The following is an 18043-nucleotide window of genomic DNA, read 5'->3' on the forward strand; positions in this document are numbered from 1 at the left end:
AGGAGGGCGATGACGGCCCGTACGAGGATGGCCAGGCGGGACTGGGTGGAGGCCGGCTACCAGGAACTCGCGCGCACCGGCGAGCGCGGTGTCGCGATCACCTCGCTCGCCGCCCGGCTCGGCGTCACCAAGGGCAGCTTCTACTGGCACTTCAAGGACCGCGGCGAGCTGATGCGGGCGCTGCTCGACCGGTGGGCGCACGAGCGGACCGACGAGATGCTGGGCCTCGCCCTCGGCAGCACCGGCGACCCGCGCGAGCGGCTGCGCCGCATCCAGGCGCTCGGCCGCGAGATCGCGCCGGTCGACCGGGCGATGCGGCTGTGGGCGCAGCACGACCCGGCCGCCGAGGAGGCGGTGCGGCACGCCGACCGCGCGCTCCTCGGGCACATCGCCGCGTGCCTGGAGGGCCTCGGGTTCGGCGCCGACGACGCGCGGCTGCGGGCGCTGCTGATGCTGCGCTCCTGGGTCGGCGGCTACCTCGTCCCGTCCGGTGCGCCGGGCGCCGCCGCCGGGACCGACCCCGGCGACCGCATGCTCGACATCCTGCTGAGCCGGCCGCCGGCCTGATGCCTCAGCAGGTCTTCTCGTACGGGATGTCCTGCACGTACTGCTTCCACTCGCTCCGCGACAGCGACCCGACCCGCTCGCAGAGACCGTCCTGCAGCAGGTCCGGCGCGACGGTGTGGGTGACGAGCTTGCCGTCGTCGCCGCTCACGCTTTAGAGCCGGGTGCCGTCCGGGCCGAACGCCAGCGACTCGATCGTCGCGTCGACCGAACTCGAGGTGTGCCCGGTGAGCGGCAGCCCGAGCCGCCGCTGACCCTGCACGTCCCACAGGTCGATCTTGCCCTTGACGTCGGCGGTGGCGAGCAGCCGTCCGTCCGGCGACAGCGCCGCGATCGGGGACTTGCCGTCCGGCATCGCGACCGGGGTGCCGATCTGCTTGAGCGTCCGGACGTTCCAGAACGCCAGCGACCGCCGGTCCGCGCGGTCCTGCACGGTGACGAGCGTCCCCTGCTTGTCAGCGGCCTGGACGGTCGTCGCGAGCGGGTTCGGCGGCGCGAGCGTCCGGCCGGACGGGAACACGACCACGCCGAGGTCGTTCGCGGACACGACGCTCTTCCCGTCCGCGCTCCACACGATCCGCAGGTTGGTCGCGTTCTCCGACGTGCTGGTCACGCCGCCCGCGCGCGCTTGGCCGAGCTGCCGTCCCGTCGAGGTGTCCCAGAACCGCAGCGTCGTCGGCCCGGCGGGGCCGTCGGGCCGCCGAGCGTGACGGTGGCGATGGCCTTGCCGTCCGGCGAGAAGGACGGCAGCGCCCGCGACAGCGGCCGCGGCGCCGGGCCGAGGTCGATGGCGGCCCGCTTCGTGCGGGACCGGACGTCCCAGATCTCGACCGTCCGGTCCTGCCGGAACAGCGCGAGCAGCCGCGCGTCCCGCGACAGCGCCATCCGGTCGCCGCCGTAGCCGTTGGAGTACACGGTCGGGATCGTCGCGAGGCGTGTCCGCTTCGCGGTGTCCCAGATCTGGACGCCGTTGGACGGCGGCGGGTCCGTGGTGGCCAGCGTCGACCCGTCCAGGCTGATCGCCGAGTCCCCGTACGGCCGCGACACCTGCACCGGATGCACGAACACCGAGACGTCGATGGACTGGACGCGCCCCTGGGAGTCCACGCAGCGCAGGCTCTTTCCGTCCGCGCTGAACCGGGTCGTGTTGCACATGTCGTCCGGCTTGTAGAACAGGTAGGGCGGCTCGGAGGTGCCGGGTTCGGTGCTCCACAGCGCCATGCCGGACGCGAGGAAGTTCCCGTCCGGGCTGAACGTGAAGTCGGTGTCGAGGCTGTCGGAGCCCTTCGGCGCCTTCAGCCTCGTGCGCAGCTCACCCGTCCTGGCGTCCACCACGGTGATCTGGTCCTTGAGGCCGCCGGCGTCGGTGGCCGCGAGGAAGCGCCCGTCGGGGCTGAAGGCGATCCGGGACGCCTGCGTGAGGTCCCGGAACTGATCGGGCACCTTGATCGGCTTGAAGGTCGTGAGGTCCCGCCCGATGAGATGCCAGTGGCCGCCGTCCTTGACCGCGCCGACCAGCGTCTTCTCGTCCGGCGAGATGACGGGGCCCGCGACGCTGAACTCCTCCTTCGCGGTGAACCGCACCCGCCCGGTGGCCGTGTCGAGGACGTTCACCGTCCCGCCGTGCGTCGTGACGAGGAGCGTGCCGCGCGGGCTGAACCAGAGACCGTCGCCGAGCGTGTGCTTGAACGGCAGCGCCGTCCGCGCCCCGGACGCGGTGTCCCACAGCGCCAGCGTGCCGTCCTGCTGCAGCGTGAGCAGCCGCTTGCCCTCCAGCGTCATCCCCAGACCGGCCACCGCCGCGCCCGCGACGCGCAGCGTCAGCGCCTTCCTCGTGTCCGGGTTGCCGAGAACGACGGTGTTGCCCTTCCACCACGCGTACGGCCCGGCCTTGTCGGGACTCAGCGTGGCCCAGTCCGTCCCGACCCCCGCCGGCCGGAACATCCCCTCCTCCCACTGCTCGGTCAGCGTCAGCAGCGCGTCCCGCGTCTCGAACGTGTCCCCGGCCAGCGCGGACGCGGCCACGGCGAGCCTGCGCGCCAGCACCGGATCGGTCCGGCGCAGCTGCACGGCCCGCGTCGCGAGCTGCCGCCCGACCGCCGTGTCCCGCTGGTTCGCCACCGTCGCGTTCGTCTGCCGCAGGTCCCGGCTCTGCACCGCGACCGCCGCCCCCGCGCACAACGCGATGACCAGCAGCACCGCCAGCGTGGTCGTGACGGCCGCCCGCGTCCGCGCCCGATCCCGCGTCTGCCTCACCGACGCGTCCAGGAAAGCCCGCTCCACCAGGTTCAACGTGAGCTGCCGCCGCCCGACCGACGCCCACGCCAGCGCCCCGTCCAGCGCCGACCCCTGATGCAGATCGGCCGGCTTGCGCCCGTTCGCGTTCCACAACCGCGCCGCGCCCGCCAGCGCCTGCTGCGCCGCGAGCCCGTCGCTCTCCGCCCGCACCCAGTCCGCCAGCCGCGGCCACGCCCGCAGCAGCGCGGGCGTCGCGATCGAGATCGTCACCTCGTCCCGCCGCAGCAGCCCCGCGCCGCAGAACGCGTCCAGCATCTCCTGCAGCGCACGCTCGCTCGTGATCCCGTCCACGAGATCGCCCACCGGCACCGGACGCAGCGCCCCCTGCGCGTCCGCCGGAGCCGCGACCATCCTCAGCAGCACCCGCGGGACCGCCTGCTGCGCCTCCCACCCCAGCCGCCGGTACACCTGCTCCGCGACGTCCCCCAGCGCCGGCGGCAACGTCAACGACGGCGGCTCCCCCGCCCCCGCCGCCCTCGTCCCCGCCTCCAGCGCGTCCCCGGTCACCCCGCTGAGCAGGCCGTCCAGCACGTCCTGCGCGCTCGGCCGCCGCTCCGGATCCTGGCTGAGCGCCGCATCCACCAGCGCCCCCGCAGCGGCGTCGGAAGCATGTCCGTCCTCGGACGCTCGTTCACGATCTGGTGATGCAGGCTCGCCATCGTGTCGGCGTCGAACGGCGCGCTGCCCGTCGCGGCGAACAGCACCACCAGCGCCCACGCCCACAGCGGGCGTCGCCCGCCTCCCCTGGAACAACTCCGGCGCCATCCACCGCGGCGTCCCCTTGAGCATCCCCGTCGCGCTACGCGACATCTCCTCGGTCTTGGCGATCCCGAAGTCGATCACCCGCGGCCCGTCCGGCCCCAGCAGCACGTTCGCGGGCTTCAGGTCCCGGTGGACGATCCCGGCCCGGTGGATCGACGCCAGCGCCGTCGCGATCCCGATCGCCAGCCGGTGCAGCTCGTCCGGCCCGTACGCCCCCCGCTCCCGCACCCACTTCTCGAGGTCCGGCCCGGGCACGTACTCGCTGACGATGTAGGGCGGCACGCTGTCGAGGTCCGCGCTGATGATCCGCGCCGTGCAGAACGACGCCACCCGCTGCAGCGTCGCGACCTCCTTACGGAGCCCGTTCCGCAGCGCCTCATTGACCGAGTCGACATGCAGCGCCTTGACCGCGACCCGCGCGCCCCCCGGCGTCGTACCCCTCGTAGACGACACCCTGCCCACCGGCCCCCAGCCGCCCGGCCAGCCAGTACCCGCCCAACTGCCGGGGATCACTAACCAACAGCGGCCCGGACATGAAGACGCCCCTCCACAGACACGGACGCCAGCAGCGCCCTCAGGAGGGCCCAGCATATACAGACACCGATGTCCTTTTGGATCGCAACACCCGAGTGTGACCCACCCCATCCACCTCACCGCCCCACCACTCCGACAGGACGCCCCCACTCCGCAGCACCCGGCCCCCACGTCACCGCCCCCAAGGCAAGCTGCCCATTTGAAAAAGACGATCTGGCGGCCACCCTCAGTAACGTCACCCACCACACCGGACGCGTAGACACCAAGGCGGCCACACCCGTGAACACGCCTTCTTCAGGCCGCCGGGCGCTCAAGTCAGGCGCCCGGACGAAACACCAGCGCCGGAGAAGCCCTTGAGGGGCCAGCCTGTCACCGGCAGCCCGACCCCTCCTCAGGGACACCAAAGACAACTTGCGGGCCGGGTCTCCGTTGGCGTCGGAGCGCAGGTCGATGTCAGGCCAAACCGTGTAGCCCACGTACGGGCTGAGTTTTCGGTTTCCCCGGGATCCTGATTCATGACGTGGCCTACCTTGAGTCACAGACTGGCGCCCTGTATTTAGAAGAAAAGCCCCAAGTCGCCAGGTATCACACGATCTTCGACCAGCTGCGCGCGAAGGCACTCGACCCCGATCAGTCCCACGCGCTGATCACTCAGCGGATCCGGGAAGTCACATGACCCCCTCATACAGCACGTCCGACCTTGCCGCCGTGCGGTGGCGCAAGAGCACCTACAGCAACAACGGCGGCAGCTGCATCGAGGTCGCTGCCTTGGGCCCCACACGGCTGATTCGCGACTCCAAGGACCCTCAAGGCCCAGTCCTTGCCGTCTCCCCCAATGCCTGGACCTCGCTGCTGACCACCATCAAGATCGCTTCTGCCTGAGAGGCCGGCCAGGGAAGCCACGCACCCCTGCAGCCCCATGGAAGCGCTAGGGCCACAGGGAACTTACGCTTCAGGTCGTGGCGGGCTGGCGCGGCCCGCCACGATGGAGGGACACCAAGACCCGGGGCCCTCCTATGACCAGGGGAACCACGACATCCGCGGCAGCCGCGAGCCTCGGGTGGTCGCGGTCAAGAGGCCGAAGATTCCCTCCGCTCCGCGTGCATGCCGCGGAGCTAACAGACCATCTCGAGCGAGGCGCGACAGACGCCGCCCCTGCCGGACATCGCTTGCAGTCGCGCGGCTCTGCTCATCCGATGCGCGACGGGCACCTGGGCGCGGGCACCCTCTCGCCACGTGTCTGCCAAGCCGTCATACGCCATCAACAGACCGTGATGACTTTTGGGTCGAACCACTTGGGCGTGGGCCAGCGTGTACCGGACCGCCGACGCCGTCTCCGGCCATCGCTATGGCGCGGTGAGCAACGAAGTAGTAGAAGTTCTCCATGAGCCACCTGGAGATCGAGGACTTCGACCGACGCCTGCGCAGCGCTGCCATGGCATGGCTCGACGGCCGGTGCACGCCCGACAATCCTGTCGTCGAGCGCACCGAACTCCTCGATTTCCGATTCGAAGGCCGCCGGATTCCGCTCATCGACAACCAGCTCGGCATCCGCAAACCGAAAGATCTGGTGGCGGCGCTGTCCATGCTGACGACGTACACGTCCGATGGACAACGCGCCCCCTACGAGGACGCCCTCGGCCCGGACGGCTTTCTCAGGTATAAGTACCAAGGCAACCCGCAGCACTACACCAACAGAGGCCTACGGGAGGCTCACACGCTCGGAGTACCGCTCATCTGGTTCTTTGGCGTCCAGCAGGGCCTGTACCTCCCCTTCTACCCCGTCTGGATCGTCGCGGACGAACCGGAGCAGTCACAGGTCGCGGTCGCGCTCGACGAGTCGCAGACGAGGCTGGCCGACCATACGTCGCTGACTCCCCTGGAGCGCAGGTACTCCGAACGGATCAGCAGGCAACGGCTCCACCAGCCCGTGTTCCGGCAGCGAGTCATCCGCGCCTACAACACCAGTTGCGCGATGTGCCGCCTGAGGCATGTCTCGCTGCTCGACGCCGCGCACATCATCCCCGACAGGGACGACCGAGGCCTGCCGGCCGTTTCCAACGGGCTGTCCCTCTGCAAGATTCACCACGCCGCGTACGACGCCAACATCCTAGGAATACGCCCCGACCTGACAATCCAGGTCCGCACCGACATACTCCAAGAGATCGACGGGCCGATGCTCAAACACGGCCTTCAGGAGATGAATGGCCTGACTCTCACGCTCCCCCGGCGACGGGCCGACCGCCCGAACTCGGAGGCCATAGAGCAGCGTTACGAGGCCTTCCGCAACGCGAGCTGATTCACTGCTCATGGTGAGCAGTGAGATGTTCGGCGACGTCATGGAGGTCGGCGACAGGGCGGCGCCGGCGCGATCCGTCTCCCGTCGCGTAAGCGAGGTGAGCCGGCTCCACCCAAACGTTGATCTTGCCGTTAGGCACTGGGACGGTGACCAGCGAAACACCTCGGCCATGTCGATGCTCGACATCGCGGATGCCCCTAGCGGTCAAAGATGCTGCGAGGTGGCGGGCCGCGAGGACGGGCGGGGCCGTCAGCTTGGGGTTCGGCCAAGCGCCGAGGAGAGGGAACGCGCACCAGACAGCCTTTCCTCGCTGGCCGCCGCCGAGTCTCGAACGCGAGGGGTGCGCTCCCCAGGCGGCAGCGAGCATGGCGACGATGCCCAGGCCCTTGCCGTGCTCGTCGAGCAGGTCGTGCGGGGCGGTGTCTGGGAACGAGTCGCGACAGGAGTCGAACACCGACACCACGAGTTGCGGCGAGGGCGTGGCGCGGGCCCAGAGCCAGAGTTCTGGGGGGAACGACGTGGCGGGGACGTCAGGCTGCGCGCCGTGGTTGTAGGCGTTGGTGGTCAGCTCGCTGGCGGCGAGTCCCACGTCGTCGATCACGTCGCGGTCGAGCCCGAGGGTCTTCAGCGCCATGGCGATGAGTGATCGGCTGACGGACGCGCTCGTCGCGTCCGAGGGCAGGCGCCATGCGCACATCCCACCGTGCGCTATTTCGGCCGCGTGACCGATCGATATTTGCCCGGCCTGCACTGTCTGCACCATTTTGCACCGTCCTCGCAGGTCAGAGGTTTCTCACTTCCGACCCACAGGGTGCGCCCTTCGGCTTACTCTTTTCCGGTTCCCAGGAAGTTCTGGAACTTCGGGAGGAAGAAGACGATCATGAACGTCAACGAGCCACCGGACCCGCGATCTTCGATGTGGGCCTGGATCGCCTACTCACTACGCTTTCACCGCATGCAGCGCGGCCTGACCGGGGACGCCGTGGCCAAGCTGCTCAACTGCGCCCGTTCCTCAATTTCCAGACTCGAGAACGGCGAGGCGAAGCTCGACGAGAAGCAGGCTGCCATCCTGGACGAGGCGTGGAACACGGGGCGACACTTCTCCCTTCTCGTCTGGTATGCCCGCCAAGGACACGATCCGACCTGGTTCAAGAGCTTTACCGGTCTCGAAAGCAGGGCGTCACTCACGAAGCAGTACAGCGGTCAGCTCATCCCTGCCCTCCTCCAGACGCCCGCTTACGCGGGCGCGTTGCTCGCCGCAGGACGCGAGAAGGAGATCGAGGCGGCAGTCGCCGATCGGCTGAAGCGGCAGTCCATTCTGGAGAACGACACTCCTCCCGAACTGTGGGTACTGCTCGCCGAAACCGCTCTGGTGGTCACCGTGGGCGGCACGAAAGCCATGCGGGAGCAACTTGCAAGACTCTTGGAGATGTCGGCGCTTTCGCACGTCACACTGCGGATCGTCCCTAACTCGGCAGGCGCGAACCTGGGCCTGGACGGCTCATTCAAGATCATAAAAGTGAAGGAGGGCGAAGTGGCCTTCGTCGAGGCGCCGAACGGGGGACGCCTGGTCGCGGACGTGCCGGAGGTGGAAAGCTTCAAGCTACGATTCGACCGCATCGGAGCGGTGGCGCTACCCGTAGACTCGTCTCGAACCCTCATCAAGCAGTACATGGAGGCCATGACGTGACTTCCCCAGCCTGGCGCAAGAGCAGCTACTCGACGGAGGGCACCAGCGCACAGTGCGTCGAGGTCGCCGCACTCTCGAACGCTGTCGGTCTGCGGGACAGCAGGCAGCCCGACAGCGGGCACCTCACCCTCGCACCTGAGCAGTTCGCAGCCCTCGTCCGGCAGATAAAGAACCTCGTCTGACGAGCGTCACGTAACGACGACTGATCGACAACGCATGGAGGACGTCCATGACATGGCGTAAGAGCAGTCGATCGACACAGGGAACCTCCGGCGAATGTGTTGAGGTTGCCCGCTTCGGCAAGACCATCGGGGTACGTGACAGCAAGCAGCCTCATGCGTCGCACCTCATCCTCACGACCGCGAAGTTCGCCGTGGTACTGCAGCGGCTCAAGGACGTCAAATGACCGCTCCGACATGGCAGAAGAGCAGCAGGAGCACGACGCAGGGCGGCGAGTGTGTCGAGGTCGCTGCGTTCTCCGGCGTCATCGGGGTACGGGACAGCAAGGACCGCAAGGCTGGGCACCTCGCCCTCACGCCCGAGCAGTTCGCAGCGCTCGTCCGATGCCTGAAGCGCCTCGCCTGACGAGCGCCACGTCGCGGCATTTGATCGAGGAGCGGACGGAGGGCTTCGCATGACTCCTCTTGCATGGCGTAAGAGCAACAGAAGCACCAACCAGGGTGGCGAGTGCGTCGAGGTAGCCGCGTTCTCCGACTGCATCAGAATGCGAGACAGCAAGGATCCTCATGGTGGCCATCTCGCCCTGGCACCCGCGCAGTTCGCGGCGCTCGTCCGGAGGCTGAAGGACGCTCACTGACGGGCCAGGGCGCCTGACGTGCGTCAGGGCCGTCGTCGGCTCTGAGTCTCTTCGAGCCGATCGGCTCTGCCTGCGACGCGCCGGGGCCGTCGCCGCGTCCGCCGGGAGGGCACCCTCTCTTGTCTCGACGGTCAGGGGCGGGCGAGGAGGTAGCGGGCGAGGATGACGTCGCCGATGGGGCGGACCTCTTCGAGTGTCATCCGGTTGCCGGGGTGGTGCGGGAACTCGCCCGTTCCGACGAAGCGCGGGGCTGCGGAGTCGCCGACGAAGAACGGCGCGATGACGAGGTGCAGCTCGTCGGCCAGCCCTGCGGTGAGGAACTGGGTGTGGACGGTGCCGCCGCCTTCGACCATCAGCCGCTGCACACCCCGGCCGGAGAGGTCCGCGAGCATGGTGTCGAGGTCGACAGGGTCACCGGCGTCCACGACGGTGGCGACGTCGCCGAGGTTCTTGTGGCAGCCGTCGACCGCGGTGCTTGAGCAGTACACGATCTTTTCGACGTCGCCGGCGGCGAAGAACTTGGCGTCGGGGTCGAGGTCACTGCGGGCGGTGAAGGTGACCTTGATCGGGCTTTCGGGCAGACCGCGGGCGATGCGGGCCACGGCGCTCCTCGGTTCGGACGAGCAGGCGCGGGTTCTCTCGGCGGATGGTGTTGGCGCCGACGAGGATGGCGTCACAACCGGCACGGACGTCGTCGACGCGGTCGAAGTCCTCGTCGTCGGACAGCAGGAGACGCTCGTCGATGTAGCCGTCGACCGAGGCCGCGCAGGACAGCGGCACTTAGGGGCGTTCAGTTGTTCGGTGCTCCGAGGGTCGTTGTCGAGCAGTTGCTCGACGATACGGACGAGGTCTTCGCCGGAGTCGGCGCAAGCGTGAGAGCACCGAGCTGCTCATCGTCCAGCGGGGCGCGGAGACGTTGATCGTATCGGCGGCGGGTGCTGCTGCTGACGTGGTGTGGCGGCCTTGGGAGGGCGGCGCGGCGCGACTTGGCGCTGTGGGTTTTGGGGTTTTGGGGGCGGCTGTGGTGGCGGCGGATCAGCATGGGGCGTGGGCGGGTGGGCCGTCCTACTGGAGCGGGATGGTGATGGGTGTGAGTGAGGGCGAGGCGCCGGTGCAGGGGGTCGAGGATCCCGTTACGGAGGGGTCCTGGTTGGGGCGGGGGGTGGCGTTGTTCACGCCCGTGTTCGCCGTTGCGGCCGGGTGGTTGGCGGGGGTCGTCGCGCAGTGGGTGCCGGGGGCGCATCTGGACGAGACGCAGGTGACCTCGTTCATGGTGGCGGCGACCACGGCGGCGCTCGGGGCCGGGTGGAAGTGGTTGCAGGGGTGGCAGCAGCATGAGCGGCTCGTCGCCGAGGGGAAGGCCTCGCCGGTCAAGACGCGGAAGGCGGCCAAGTAGGGGATCCGAGGCACCGCGGGGCCGGCTTCCTATGCTGGGGGCGGGTCGTCGGCCGGGAGGCGGTGGTTCGGTGTGGTGTCGGTCGAGGAGTTGCGGGGGTTGCCGGCCGAGGAGCGGGCCGAGCTGCTGCGGGCGTTGATCGCGCTCGCGGACGAGGACCCGCTGGACCAGCCGCGGTACCGGCGGCGGCGGGGGCTGGTGCTGTTCTTCCTGGTGGCGTGCTGCGCGTGGCTCGTTCCGTGGACGGTGCTGCTGGGCGTCACGTTGCCGCAGCACTACACGTCCAGGCAGTGGGGCGTGGCGTGGATCGGGTTCGACGCCGCGTTGACGGCGGCGTTCGCGTTCACGGCGTTCGCGGTGTGGCGGCGGCTGCAACTGGCGATCCTGGGGCAGGTCGTCACGGGGACGCTGCTGGTGTGCGATGCGTGGTTCGACGTGATGCTGTCGTGGGGGTCGGGCGAGTTCCCGGTCAGCGTCGTGACGGCGTTGCTGGGTGAGCTGCCGTTGGCGGCGCTGTTCTTCCTGGGGGCGCGGACGCTGGTCCTGACGACCGTCCGGGCGCTGTGGGTTCGGGAGGGGCGGGCCGGGCCGGTGCCGCGGCTGCGGGAGGTGCGGCTGTTCACCATCGGACGTTCTGTCGGTGGCGGCGGTTAGGGTCCGGGGTGTGAGCGAGGAGACGGTTGTCTGGGGGGAGCTGCGGGCGGGCGGGTTCCTGCACGGCGTGCGGGAGGCGCACCGGGAGGCGACGCTGGCCGTGTTCGGCGGGCTGAGCCGGGCGGCCGGGTTCACCGAGCGGTCGTACGGGGTGACGGCGTTCGACGTGCTGACGTCCTGGATCGACCGGGTCTTCGACGGGGACCGCCGGGTGGTGCGGGACGATCTGAACGGGTCGCCCGGGTGGCGCTACGGGAAGTACCGGGTGCTGTTGAAGCGGCACGAGTTCGGGGCGGTGCGGAAGATCAGGTGGGACCGGGACAGCCCCACCAAGCAGGCCGTCGCGCGGCAGGAGTACGCGGAGGACCGGCAGCTCGCGCTCGACATCGGGATCGGCGCCGACACGCCCGAGGTCGTGACGCTGGTCCTCGCGCACAGCGCGAGCGACGAGCCGCTGGAGATGGAGCTCTTCCTGGGACGTCCCCGGTGGAACGCCGACGGCGGGACGGCGTGGCACTGGGTCCGGGAGCTGGACGACGCGCTGGGAGGTGATCCACGCCGTAAGCTCGTCGAACGGACGATGCCGCTCTGGGACGACGAGGCCGACGTGCCCGTGCGGCTGCGCGAAGAGACGAGCACAGGAACGGCGTAGGGGACGATGAGCGGACGGGTCGCCGGGGCGCGGCTGCTGTTCGACTGCGAGCGGCTGACGCTGGCCCGGCGGCTCCGGGGGCTGCGCAAGAACCAGCTCGCGCAGGCCGTGGGGAGCACGCCGCGGGCGATCGGGCAGTACGAGGCCGGGGTGCAGCGTCCCGAGGACGCGGTGGTGTCGCGGCTGGCGATCGCGCTCGGGGTGCCGGTCGAGTTCTTCCGGGGCGGGCCCGGGGGCGTGTCGCTGGACGGGGCGCACTTCCGGTCGCTGCGGTCGACCAGCCAGATCGAGCGCGACCAGGCCCTCGCGTACGGGCGGATCGCGGCGGACGTGGTGGCGGCGCTGGAGGAGCTCGTCGATCTGCCGGTCGTGGACGTGCCGGAGTACGCGGTGCCGCCGGACGAGATCGCGGGCGGCGGGCCGGTCGAGGCGGCGCGGGTCGCGCGGAAGGCGCTGGTCGGGGAGCCGGGGCCGGTGCCGCACGTGGTGCGGACGCTGGAGGCGCGGGGCGTGGTGGTGCTCGTCCTGCCGGACGCGGCTGACCGGGTGGACGCGTTCAGCGTCGGGCTGCATCCGCGCCCGATGGTGTTCTTCAACCCGGCGAAGGCCGACTACTGGCGGAACCGGTTCGACGGCGCGCACGAGCTGGGGCATCTGGTGATGCACGCCGACGCGGAGCCGGGCGGGAAGATCGTCGAGGACCAGGCGCACCGGTTCGCGGCGGAGTTCCTGATGCCGGCCGAGGACATCGCGGGCGAACTCCCCCGGTCCGCCGACTGGGACCGGCTCGGCGCGCTGAAGGCGGAGTGGGGCGTCAGCCTCGCGGCGCTGCTGTACCGGGCGCGGACGCTGCGGGTGATGGACGAGGGCGTGTACCGGAACGCGATGGGCACGCTGAGTTCGCGCGGGTGGCGGCGGCAGGAGCCGGGCCCTGCGCGCGCGCTGGAGCAGCCGACGATGCTGACGCGCGCGCTGGAAGTCGTCGCTGCGGCGGGCACGGACCGCGACGCGCTCGCCGAACGCGCCCGCGTCACGCGCGCCGATCTGGACCTCCTCGTCCCGCACCGCTGACCCTGGGTTCCCGCCGGGCGGCGGGTGCGCGGCGTACAGTGAGGGTGAGCGAGGGGTTTTCGATGCGGGCGGCCAAGCCCGCGTCCCCCTGGTTTCCCGCTACTCGGCCTCCGAGGAGGCCAGACAGGTCGGCGCACGTGACGCCGCGACACCGCCGTTCCCGCCCGCGGACGGGCGCCTTCCGCGCCGCGGCCCGCACTGCCGCGCGACGCCGCCCGGGCACGCCGGGCACCGGGAGCCGGCATCCACAGACTTCGGATCGGAGATCCACATGCCCAGCCGTACCGCCTCGTCCGAGGTCGGGCTGAGCCGCGAGCAGCGCGGCGAGCACACCCTCATCGCCCTCAGCGGCGAACTCGACATCGCCTCGACGCCGTCCCTGCGGGAACGGCTGCACGCGGCGCTGATCGACACCGGCCCGTACGTGGTGATCGACCTGTCGGGCGTGGCGTTCTGCGACGCGTCCGGGCTGGCGCTGCTCATCGACGCCCGCCGCCGGGTGGGGCCGGGCCGGGCCGTCGTGCTCGCCGCGCCGCGCCCGCAGCTGCTCCGGCTGCTGCACGTCACCGGGCTCGACCGGGTGTTCACCGTGCGGCAGGCGGCGGAACCGCTCGGCGCCCGCCCGGCGGCCGCGTGACCGCGGAGGCGAGCGGTCCGCTCCCGAGTGCGTGGGGCCCGGTGCGGTCACCGCGGGACGCGGCGGACGAGCAGCGGTCGGCGGCGTCGTTCGAGCTGATGGCGGCGGTCCTGGACGGCGCGCCGCTGCCCGAGCTGCTGGAACTCGTGGCGACGCAGGCCAGGGCGCTCGCGCGGGTCCCGCTGGCGCTCATCGCGCTGCCGGTCGAGGACGGCCCCGTGCTCCGGATCGAGGTCGCGGTCGGCGCGGACGGCGAGCGGCTCCGCGGGCTGACGGTGCGGCAGGGCCGGTCGATGCTCGGCCGGGCGTTCGCGTCGCGGCGGGCGCTGTCGGCGCGGATCGTCGACGACCGGACGCTCACCCGGCTGCCGCCGGGCCCGATCCTGATCCTGCCGCTGGAGACGGGCGAGACCACGCGGGGCGTGCTCGCCGTCCTCGGGCGTCCCGGCGCGCAGCCGTTCGGGCCGGGCACCGCCCGCCGGCTGCTGCTGTTCGCCGACATGGCGGCCCGGCTGGTCGAGCTCGCCGAGGACCGCCGTGCCTCCGCCGGCGGCGCGCGGGCGCCCGGCGGTCACCGCCCGCCGTGGCGGGCGCGAACGTGAACCGGCCGCGCCGGCCATGGGCGATCTTTCCCGCGGCGGCCGGCGAATATCGCGATTCGGGCAGCGGCGGGGAGGCGGTTTCGTGTGGTGTTTCCGAGCGGCGCGGAGGCCGGTTTCAGAGCTTGAAAAGCTTGGCGTAGGGGGCGAGAATCCGGACTTTGCGCGTGCCGAAGTCGACCAGGACGGCGCGTCCCGGCTCGACCTCCAGGACGCGTCCGAGACCGTACTTGTCGTGGGTGACCTGGTCGTCCGGGTCGAACTCCTTGGCGGGCGGGGCCGCCGCCGGAGGCGCGAAGGGACTGGTGGGCAGGTGTCGCCGCTTGGCGGGCCGGAAGGGTTTCATTCCTGCCAGTATGCGCCCGGCCGGACGTTTGCGGGGAGTCTCACCGGCAGTCGACGGCAAAATTCGGCGACCGGTTCCGTCCGCGCTACCATGTGGTAGCGTAGTCGGAGTTGCGGTTCCCATAGACATGTATGTGCGCCTGACGGTTCATCCTCGGGCGCATTTTTTGTTGTTCTGGATCTTCCGGATGGGCCATCGCGGCGCCGTGCCGCGCAAGGTGTGCGGCACGGGCACCACCCAGAAGGAGAACGATCATGGCCACCGGTACCGTCAAGTGGTTCAACTCGGAAAAGGGCTTCGGCTTCATCGAGCAGGACGGCGGCGGCGCCGACGTCTTCGCCCACTACTCCAACATCGCCGCCCAGGGGTTCCGTGAGCTCCAGGAGGGCCAGAAGGTGTCGTTCGACGTCACGCAGGGCCAGAAGGGCCTGCAGGCGGAGAACATCGTCCCCGCCTGACCGGGGACCGGCGCGGCGGGCGCGCCCCCGGGCGAGCCCGCCGCCGCACGACGCTCCCGATTTCACAGCGCGCGGCACGGCCGCGCGCACGGTTCGTTCTTGTTAGCTCTTCGCCGCGCCGCCGCGCACGGCCGCGCAGGCGGAGCTCTTCCTCGGGACGCACCGCTTCCGAGGAAGGTTTCACATGACCATGCACCATGCCGGACGCCCGGCCGCCCGCGGCGGCTCGTCCCGGTCCCGTTCCACCGGCCGCCGCCGTCCGGCGCAGGCCACGAAGGCCGCGAAGACCGCGAGCGCACGGCGGGACGCCGAGTTCGCGCTCCCGGAGACCCGCACCCCGCCGCTGCCGCCGGTCGCGGCGTTCGCCGAGCTGCCGATGCCGCCCCGGCTCCTGGCCGCGCTGGCCGCGCAAGGGGTGACGGACCCGTTCCCCATCCAGGCCGCGACGCTGCCGGACGCCATCGCGGGACGCGACGTCCTCGGACGCGGCCGCACCGGCTCGGGCAAGACCCTCGCGTTCGGGCTGGCGCTGCTCACCCGCACCGCCGGCCGCCGCGCCGCCCCGCGCGCGCCCCTCGCGCTGGTCCTCGTCCCCACCCGGGAACTCGCCCAGCAGGTCACCGACGCGCTCGCGCCGTACGCGGACGCGGTCGGCCTGCGGACGGCCACCGTCGTCGGCGGCATGTCGCTCTCCCGCCAGGCCGGCGCCCTGGGGCGCGGCGTCGACGTCCTGATCGCGACCCCCGGACGGCTCGCCGACCTGGTCGAGCGCGGCGACTGCCGGCTCGGCGAGGTGCGCACCACCGTGCTGGACGAGGCCGACCAGATGACCGACATGGGCTTCCTGCCGCAGGTCACCCGGCTCCTCGAGCTGACCCCGGGCGACGGGCAGCGGATGCTGTTCTCCGCGACGCTCGACCGCAACATCGACCGGCTCGTCCGCGGGTTCCTCGACGACCCGGTCACCCATTCGGTCGACCCGTCGGCGGGCGCGGTCACCGCGATGGAGCATCACGTCCTGCACATCGCCGACACCGACAAGCTGGACACGACTGTACATATCGCGGCACGTGACGGCCGGGTCATCATGTTCGTCGGCAAGAAGCACGGCGCGGACCGGCTCGTCCGCAAGCTGGCCGCGCGCGGCGTCCGCGCCGCCGCGCTGCACGGCGGCAAGTCCCAGTCGCAGCGCAACCGCGCGCTGGAGAACTTCCACAACGAGGACATCACCGTGCTGGTGGCGACCAACGTCGCCGCCCGCGGCATCCACATCGACGACCTCGACCTCGTCGTCAACGTCGACCTGCCCGCCGACCACAAGGACTACCTGCACCGCGGCGGGCGCACCGCCCGCGCGGGACGTCCCGGAACCGTCGTCACGCTCGTCCTGCCCGAGCAGCGCCGCGAGATGGCCGACCTGATGGCGAAGGCGGGCATCACCCCGCGCGTGACCGAGGTGCGCCCCGGCGATGTCGAGCTGGCCCGCATCACCGGCGCCCGCACCCCGCCCGCCGAGCCCGCCGCGCAGGGCACCGCCCCGGCCAAGGCCGCCCGCTCGGCCTCGTCGGACGCCGCGTCCGGCCAGAGCCCCCGCCGTCGCGGCGGCGGCACCGGCGACGCACGGCGAAAGACCACCGGCACGCCCGCGACGGACACCGCGTCCGGCCGGAACTCACGCCGTCGCGCCGACGCGCAGCGGACGAACGCGCAGGACACCCGCGCCGCCTCGGCGGAAGGCGCGGGCGGGCAGAGAGGCCGGCGCGGCGCCGCGCCGCAGCGCAAGCCGCGCCGCCAGGTGTCCTCCCTGAACACCTGAGCCCGGCGCCGCCGCAACCCCTGCCGCCCTGATCAACGCGGCGTCCTCAGGACCGGTCCGCCACGGGCTCGACAGCGGCGGCCGGGCCGGCGGTGCGGTCGCGGGTCGGTCCGGCGCGGCGGAGAGCCGGCGGGACGACGAGGAAGGCGGCGGCCGCGACCGGCATCGCGCCGCCGGCCAGCGCGGCGAGGCCGGGCACGGCCGGCTGCGCGACGCCCCATGACGAGCCGAAGAACGCGAACCAGCGGGGACGTTCGCGCTCCGGGGCGATCGAGGCGATCAGGGCCTGCCACCGGCCTTGGAGGACGCGCTGAGCGGCGGCCCGACGGAGTACGAGGTGCAGGCTCGGCGCGGCGGGCTGACCGTCGGGATCGTCCTGTCCGAGGTGCCGCAGCATCCGGACAAGGACCCGAAGGGGATGCTGGCCGCGCTGGCGGCGCTGGTGCTGCAGCGGATCCCGGACGTGGGCAAGACCGACACCGGCATCGTGCACCAGGTGAAGTACCTGGTGTGGGGTCGGGAGGGGCGGCGCTCCAGCTCGCCTACAGCGACCCGGTGAGCGGCGAGTCGGTGACGCTGAAGAACGTGAAGCTGCCCTGGCACAAGGAGTTCCCGATGCCGAACACCGGCAGCCGGCCGACCGCGGTGCTGTCGATCACCGGCGCGGCGGCGCCGTCGACGGCCATGGGCTGCGAGGTGCTCGTCGACGGCAAGCCGGTGGAGAAGAAGGCCCCGAGCACCGGGCTGGTGTTCTGCGACGCGATGTACCACAGCTGATCGAACATGTGTTTGACCAGCTGGGTACAGTGGGGGCATGTTCCAAGGCTCGCTGCTGGACCGCGCCGACGGGGCCGGCCCCCGCCCGCTGAGCGAGGCGCGGCGGACGCGGCTGGCCCACGGCGCCTGGATCGACGTGCTGCCCGCCTGGATCCCCGGCGCGGACGCGCTGTTCGAGCGGCTGCACACGTCCGTCCCGTGGCGGGCGGAGAGCAGGCGGATGTACGACCGGGTCGTGGACGTGCCGCGCCTCCTGTCGTTCTATGACGAGAACGCCGAGCTGCCCGACCCCGTCCTGGACGCGGCGAAGGCCGCACTGAACGCGCACTACGCGGCGGAGCTGGGCGAGCCGTTCCGGACCGCCGGCCTCTGCCTCTACCGGGACGGCCGCGACTCCGTCGCCTGGCACGGCGACCGGATCGGGCGCGGAGCGAGCGCGGACACGATGGTCGCGATCCTGTCGGTCGGCGCGCCGCGTCCGCTGCTGCTGCGGCCGCGCGGCGGCGGCCCGGCGATCCGGCGGGAGCTGGGGCACGGCGACCTGATCGTGATGGGCGGCAGCTGCCAGCGGACCTGGGACCACGCGATCCCGAAGAGCACCCGCGCGGTCGGCCCGCGGATCAGCGTCCAGTTCCGCCCGCGCGGCGTCCGCTGAAAGTCCCCTGGTGACCCC

The 18043-nt window shown here is 71.3% G+C and carries 25 protein-coding genes and 2 pseudogenes; 20 read left to right on the forward strand and 7 right to left on the reverse strand.

What is annotated here, in order from left to right; all coding sequences use genetic code 11:
• Positions 1-9: 9 nt before the first annotated feature.
• Positions 10-567 carry a TetR/AcrR family transcriptional regulator gene (locus F8568_RS35395; RefSeq protein WP_151598005.1) on the forward strand — a complete coding sequence of 186 codons (558 nt, stop codon included), beginning with the start codon at positions 10-12 and terminating at the stop codon, positions 565-567.
• Between the two features lie 4 nt (positions 568-571).
• Here F8568_RS35395 and F8568_RS35400 read toward each other — a convergent pair whose 3' ends face one another.
• Genes F8568_RS35400 through F8568_RS35410 form a run of 3 tightly spaced genes read right to left on the reverse strand, consistent with a single transcriptional unit; the run spans position 572 to position 4269 of the window.
• A complete protein-coding gene (locus F8568_RS35400; RefSeq protein WP_160573882.1) occupies positions 572-715 on the reverse strand; it encodes a hypothetical protein in 144 nt (47 codons plus the stop codon).
• 3 nt (positions 716-718) lie between these two features.
• Positions 719-1177, reverse strand: a complete 459-nt coding sequence (locus tag F8568_RS35405) for a WD40 repeat domain-containing protein (RefSeq protein ID WP_151598006.1) — start codon at positions 1175-1177, stop codon at positions 719-721.
• A complete protein-coding gene (locus tag F8568_RS35410) occupies positions 1174-4269 on the reverse strand; it encodes a protein kinase domain-containing protein (protein WP_151598007.1) in 3096 nt (1031 codons plus the stop codon). The genes F8568_RS35405 and F8568_RS35410 overlap by 4 nt, the downstream gene beginning before the upstream one ends.
• 391 nt (positions 4270-4660) lie before the next feature.
• Between F8568_RS35410 and F8568_RS51230 the strand changes: the two are divergent.
• The 3 genes and pseudogenes from F8568_RS51230 to F8568_RS35420 form a co-directional block, all read left to right on the forward strand.
• Positions 4661-4834 (forward strand): annotated as a pseudogene (locus tag F8568_RS51230) (Scr1 family TA system antitoxin-like transcriptional regulator); the annotation flags it as partial.
• The gene (locus F8568_RS35415; protein ID WP_151598008.1) at positions 4831-5040 is read left to right on the forward strand and encodes a DUF397 domain-containing protein; all 210 of its coding nucleotides are present in this window, start codon (positions 4831-4833) and stop codon (positions 5038-5040) included. The pseudogene F8568_RS51230 and the gene F8568_RS35415, both read left to right, overlap by 4 nt.
• Positions 5041-5542: 502 nt before the next feature.
• Complete coding sequence (locus tag F8568_RS35420) at positions 5543-6457, forward strand: HNH endonuclease (RefSeq protein WP_202125718.1); 915 nt, start codon at positions 5543-5545, stop codon at positions 6455-6457.
• Position 6458: 1 nt separating this feature from the next.
• Here the strand turns inward: F8568_RS35420 and F8568_RS35425 are convergent, their stop codons facing one another.
• Positions 6459-7220 (reverse strand): ATP-binding protein, encoded by a 762-nt coding sequence (locus F8568_RS35425; protein WP_151598009.1) that lies wholly within the window; start codon positions 7218-7220, stop codon positions 6459-6461.
• A 117-nt stretch (positions 7221-7337) separates the two neighbouring features.
• Between F8568_RS35425 and F8568_RS35430 the strand changes: the two genes are divergently transcribed.
• Genes F8568_RS35430 through F8568_RS35450 form a run of 5 tightly spaced genes read left to right on the forward strand, consistent with a single transcriptional unit; the run spans position 7338 to position 8964 of the window.
• Entirely contained in the window at positions 7338-8147 is an 810-nt protein-coding gene (locus tag F8568_RS35430) for a helix-turn-helix domain-containing protein (RefSeq protein WP_151598010.1), read from the forward strand.
• A complete protein-coding gene (locus F8568_RS35435; protein ID WP_151598011.1) occupies positions 8144-8329 on the forward strand; it encodes a DUF397 domain-containing protein in 186 nt (61 codons plus the stop codon). The genes F8568_RS35430 and F8568_RS35435 overlap by 4 nt, the downstream gene beginning before the upstream one ends.
• 47 nt (positions 8330-8376) lie before the next feature.
• On the forward strand, positions 8377-8553 hold the full coding sequence (locus tag F8568_RS35440; protein ID WP_151598012.1) for a DUF397 domain-containing protein: 177 nt from the start codon (positions 8377-8379) through the stop codon (positions 8551-8553).
• Positions 8550-8732, forward strand: a complete 183-nt coding sequence (locus F8568_RS35445) for a DUF397 domain-containing protein (protein ID WP_151598013.1) — start codon at positions 8550-8552, stop codon at positions 8730-8732. The genes F8568_RS35440 and F8568_RS35445 overlap by 4 nt, the downstream gene beginning before the upstream one ends.
• Before the next feature lie 49 nt (positions 8733-8781).
• Positions 8782-8964 (forward strand): DUF397 domain-containing protein, encoded by a 183-nt coding sequence (locus tag F8568_RS35450; RefSeq protein WP_151598014.1) that lies wholly within the window; start codon positions 8782-8784, stop codon positions 8962-8964.
• Between the two features lie 131 nt (positions 8965-9095).
• Here the strand turns inward: F8568_RS35450 and F8568_RS35455 are convergent.
• Positions 9096-9744 (reverse strand): annotated as a pseudogene (locus F8568_RS35455) (RibD family protein).
• Positions 9745-10054: 310 nt separating this feature from the next.
• On the opposite strand from F8568_RS35455, the gene F8568_RS35460 reads away from it, so the two are divergent.
• From F8568_RS35460 to F8568_RS35485, 6 genes are all read left to right on the forward strand, one after another.
• Positions 10055-10360, forward strand: coding sequence for a hypothetical protein (locus F8568_RS35460; protein ID WP_151598015.1), 306 nt, complete (start codon positions 10055-10057; stop codon positions 10358-10360).
• Positions 10361-10432: 72 nt separating this feature from the next.
• Positions 10433-11014, forward strand: coding sequence for a hypothetical protein (locus F8568_RS35465; protein ID WP_151598016.1), 582 nt, complete (start codon positions 10433-10435; stop codon positions 11012-11014).
• 10 nt (positions 11015-11024) lie between these two features.
• Entirely contained in the window at positions 11025-11666 is a 642-nt protein-coding gene (locus F8568_RS35470) for a hypothetical protein (RefSeq protein WP_328601165.1), read from the forward strand.
• Positions 11667-11672: 6 nt separating this feature from the next.
• Positions 11673-12737, forward strand: coding sequence for an XRE family transcriptional regulator (locus tag F8568_RS35475; RefSeq protein WP_151598017.1), 1065 nt, complete (start codon positions 11673-11675; stop codon positions 12735-12737).
• A gap of 271 nt (positions 12738-13008) precedes the next feature.
• Entirely contained in the window at positions 13009-13374 is a 366-nt protein-coding gene (locus tag F8568_RS35480; protein ID WP_151598018.1) for an STAS domain-containing protein, read from the forward strand.
• A 41-nt stretch (positions 13375-13415) separates the two neighbouring features.
• On the forward strand, positions 13416-13976 hold the full coding sequence (locus F8568_RS35485) for a GAF domain-containing protein (RefSeq protein WP_151598019.1): 561 nt from the start codon (positions 13416-13418) through the stop codon (positions 13974-13976).
• Positions 13977-14091: 115 nt separating this feature from the next.
• Here F8568_RS35485 and F8568_RS35490 read toward each other — a convergent pair whose 3' ends face one another.
• Positions 14092-14319, reverse strand: a complete 228-nt coding sequence (locus tag F8568_RS35490) for a hypothetical protein (RefSeq protein ID WP_151543932.1) — start codon at positions 14317-14319, stop codon at positions 14092-14094.
• A gap of 254 nt (positions 14320-14573) precedes the next feature.
• On the opposite strand from F8568_RS35490, the gene F8568_RS35495 reads away from it, so the two are divergent.
• The gene (locus tag F8568_RS35495; protein ID WP_131944142.1) at positions 14574-14777 is read left to right on the forward strand and encodes a cold-shock protein; all 204 of its coding nucleotides are present in this window, start codon (positions 14574-14576) and stop codon (positions 14775-14777) included.
• 184 nt (positions 14778-14961) lie between these two features.
• Positions 14962-16593 (forward strand): DEAD/DEAH box helicase, encoded by a 1632-nt coding sequence (locus F8568_RS35500; RefSeq protein ID WP_407924504.1) that lies wholly within the window; start codon positions 14962-14964, stop codon positions 16591-16593.
• 46 nt (positions 16594-16639) lie between these two features.
• Here the strand turns inward: F8568_RS35500 and F8568_RS35505 are convergent, their stop codons facing one another.
• Positions 16640-16990: a hypothetical protein gene (locus F8568_RS35505; RefSeq protein WP_151598020.1), complete on the reverse strand. Its 351-nt coding sequence runs from the start codon at positions 16988-16990 to the stop codon at positions 16640-16642.
• Between F8568_RS35505 and F8568_RS35510 the strand changes: the two genes are divergently transcribed.
• Genes F8568_RS35510 through F8568_RS35520 form a run of 3 tightly spaced genes read left to right on the forward strand, consistent with a single transcriptional unit; the run spans position 16979 to position 18025 of the window.
• Positions 16979-17152, forward strand: a complete 174-nt coding sequence (locus F8568_RS35510; protein WP_160573884.1) for a hypothetical protein — start codon at positions 16979-16981, stop codon at positions 17150-17152. The genes F8568_RS35505 and F8568_RS35510 overlap by 12 nt on opposite strands.
• Complete coding sequence (locus tag F8568_RS35515) at positions 17104-17370, forward strand: hypothetical protein (protein ID WP_151598021.1); 267 nt, start codon at positions 17104-17106, stop codon at positions 17368-17370. The genes F8568_RS35510 and F8568_RS35515 overlap by 49 nt, the downstream gene beginning before the upstream one ends.
• A gap of 37 nt (positions 17371-17407) precedes the next feature.
• On the forward strand, positions 17408-18025 hold the full coding sequence (locus F8568_RS35520; RefSeq protein WP_151598022.1) for an alpha-ketoglutarate-dependent dioxygenase AlkB: 618 nt from the start codon (positions 17408-17410) through the stop codon (positions 18023-18025).
• Positions 18026-18043 lie beyond the last annotated feature (18 nt).

It is taken from the genome of Actinomadura physcomitrii (assembly GCF_008923205.2).
Classification (GTDB): domain Bacteria; phylum Actinomycetota; class Actinomycetes; order Streptosporangiales; family Streptosporangiaceae; genus Spirillospora; species Spirillospora physcomitrii.

Excerpts from the sequence above, each read along its gene's own strand:
- F8568_RS35395 (WP_151598005.1), top strand. The coding sequence starts at position 10 with ATGACGGCCCGTACGAGGATGGCCAGGCGGGACTGGGTGGAGGCCGGC.
- F8568_RS35410 (WP_151598007.1), bottom strand. The coding sequence starts at position 4,269 with ATGGGGTGGGTCACACTCGGGTGTTGCGATCCAAAAGGACATCGGTGT.
- F8568_RS35415 (WP_151598008.1), top strand. The coding sequence starts at position 4,831 with ATGACCCCCTCATACAGCACGTCCGACCTTGCCGCCGTGCGGTGGCGC.
- F8568_RS35420 (WP_202125718.1), top strand. The coding sequence starts at position 5,543 with ATGAGCCACCTGGAGATCGAGGACTTCGACCGACGCCTGCGCAGCGCT.
- F8568_RS35425 (WP_151598009.1), bottom strand. The coding sequence starts at position 7,220 with ATGGTGCAGACAGTGCAGGCCGGGCAAATATCGATCGGTCACGCGGCC.
- F8568_RS35430 (WP_151598010.1), top strand. The coding sequence starts at position 7,338 with ATGAACGTCAACGAGCCACCGGACCCGCGATCTTCGATGTGGGCCTGG.
- F8568_RS35440 (WP_151598012.1), top strand. The coding sequence starts at position 8,377 with ATGACATGGCGTAAGAGCAGTCGATCGACACAGGGAACCTCCGGCGAA.
- F8568_RS35445 (WP_151598013.1), top strand. The coding sequence starts at position 8,550 with ATGACCGCTCCGACATGGCAGAAGAGCAGCAGGAGCACGACGCAGGGC.
- F8568_RS35450 (WP_151598014.1), top strand. The coding sequence starts at position 8,782 with ATGACTCCTCTTGCATGGCGTAAGAGCAACAGAAGCACCAACCAGGGT.
- F8568_RS35475 (WP_151598017.1), top strand. The coding sequence starts at position 11,673 with ATGAGCGGACGGGTCGCCGGGGCGCGGCTGCTGTTCGACTGCGAGCGG.
- F8568_RS35480 (WP_151598018.1), top strand. The coding sequence starts at position 13,009 with ATGCCCAGCCGTACCGCCTCGTCCGAGGTCGGGCTGAGCCGCGAGCAG.
- F8568_RS35490 (WP_151543932.1), bottom strand. The coding sequence starts at position 14,319 with ATGAAACCCTTCCGGCCCGCCAAGCGGCGACACCTGCCCACCAGTCCC.
- F8568_RS35495 (WP_131944142.1), top strand. The coding sequence starts at position 14,574 with ATGGCCACCGGTACCGTCAAGTGGTTCAACTCGGAAAAGGGCTTCGGC.
- F8568_RS35500 (WP_407924504.1), top strand. The coding sequence starts at position 14,962 with ATGACCATGCACCATGCCGGACGCCCGGCCGCCCGCGGCGGCTCGTCC.
- F8568_RS35505 (WP_151598020.1), bottom strand. The coding sequence starts at position 16,990 with ATGCTGCGGCACCTCGGACAGGACGATCCCGACGGTCAGCCCGCCGCG.
- F8568_RS35520 (WP_151598022.1), top strand. The coding sequence starts at position 17,408 with ATGTTCCAAGGCTCGCTGCTGGACCGCGCCGACGGGGCCGGCCCCCGC.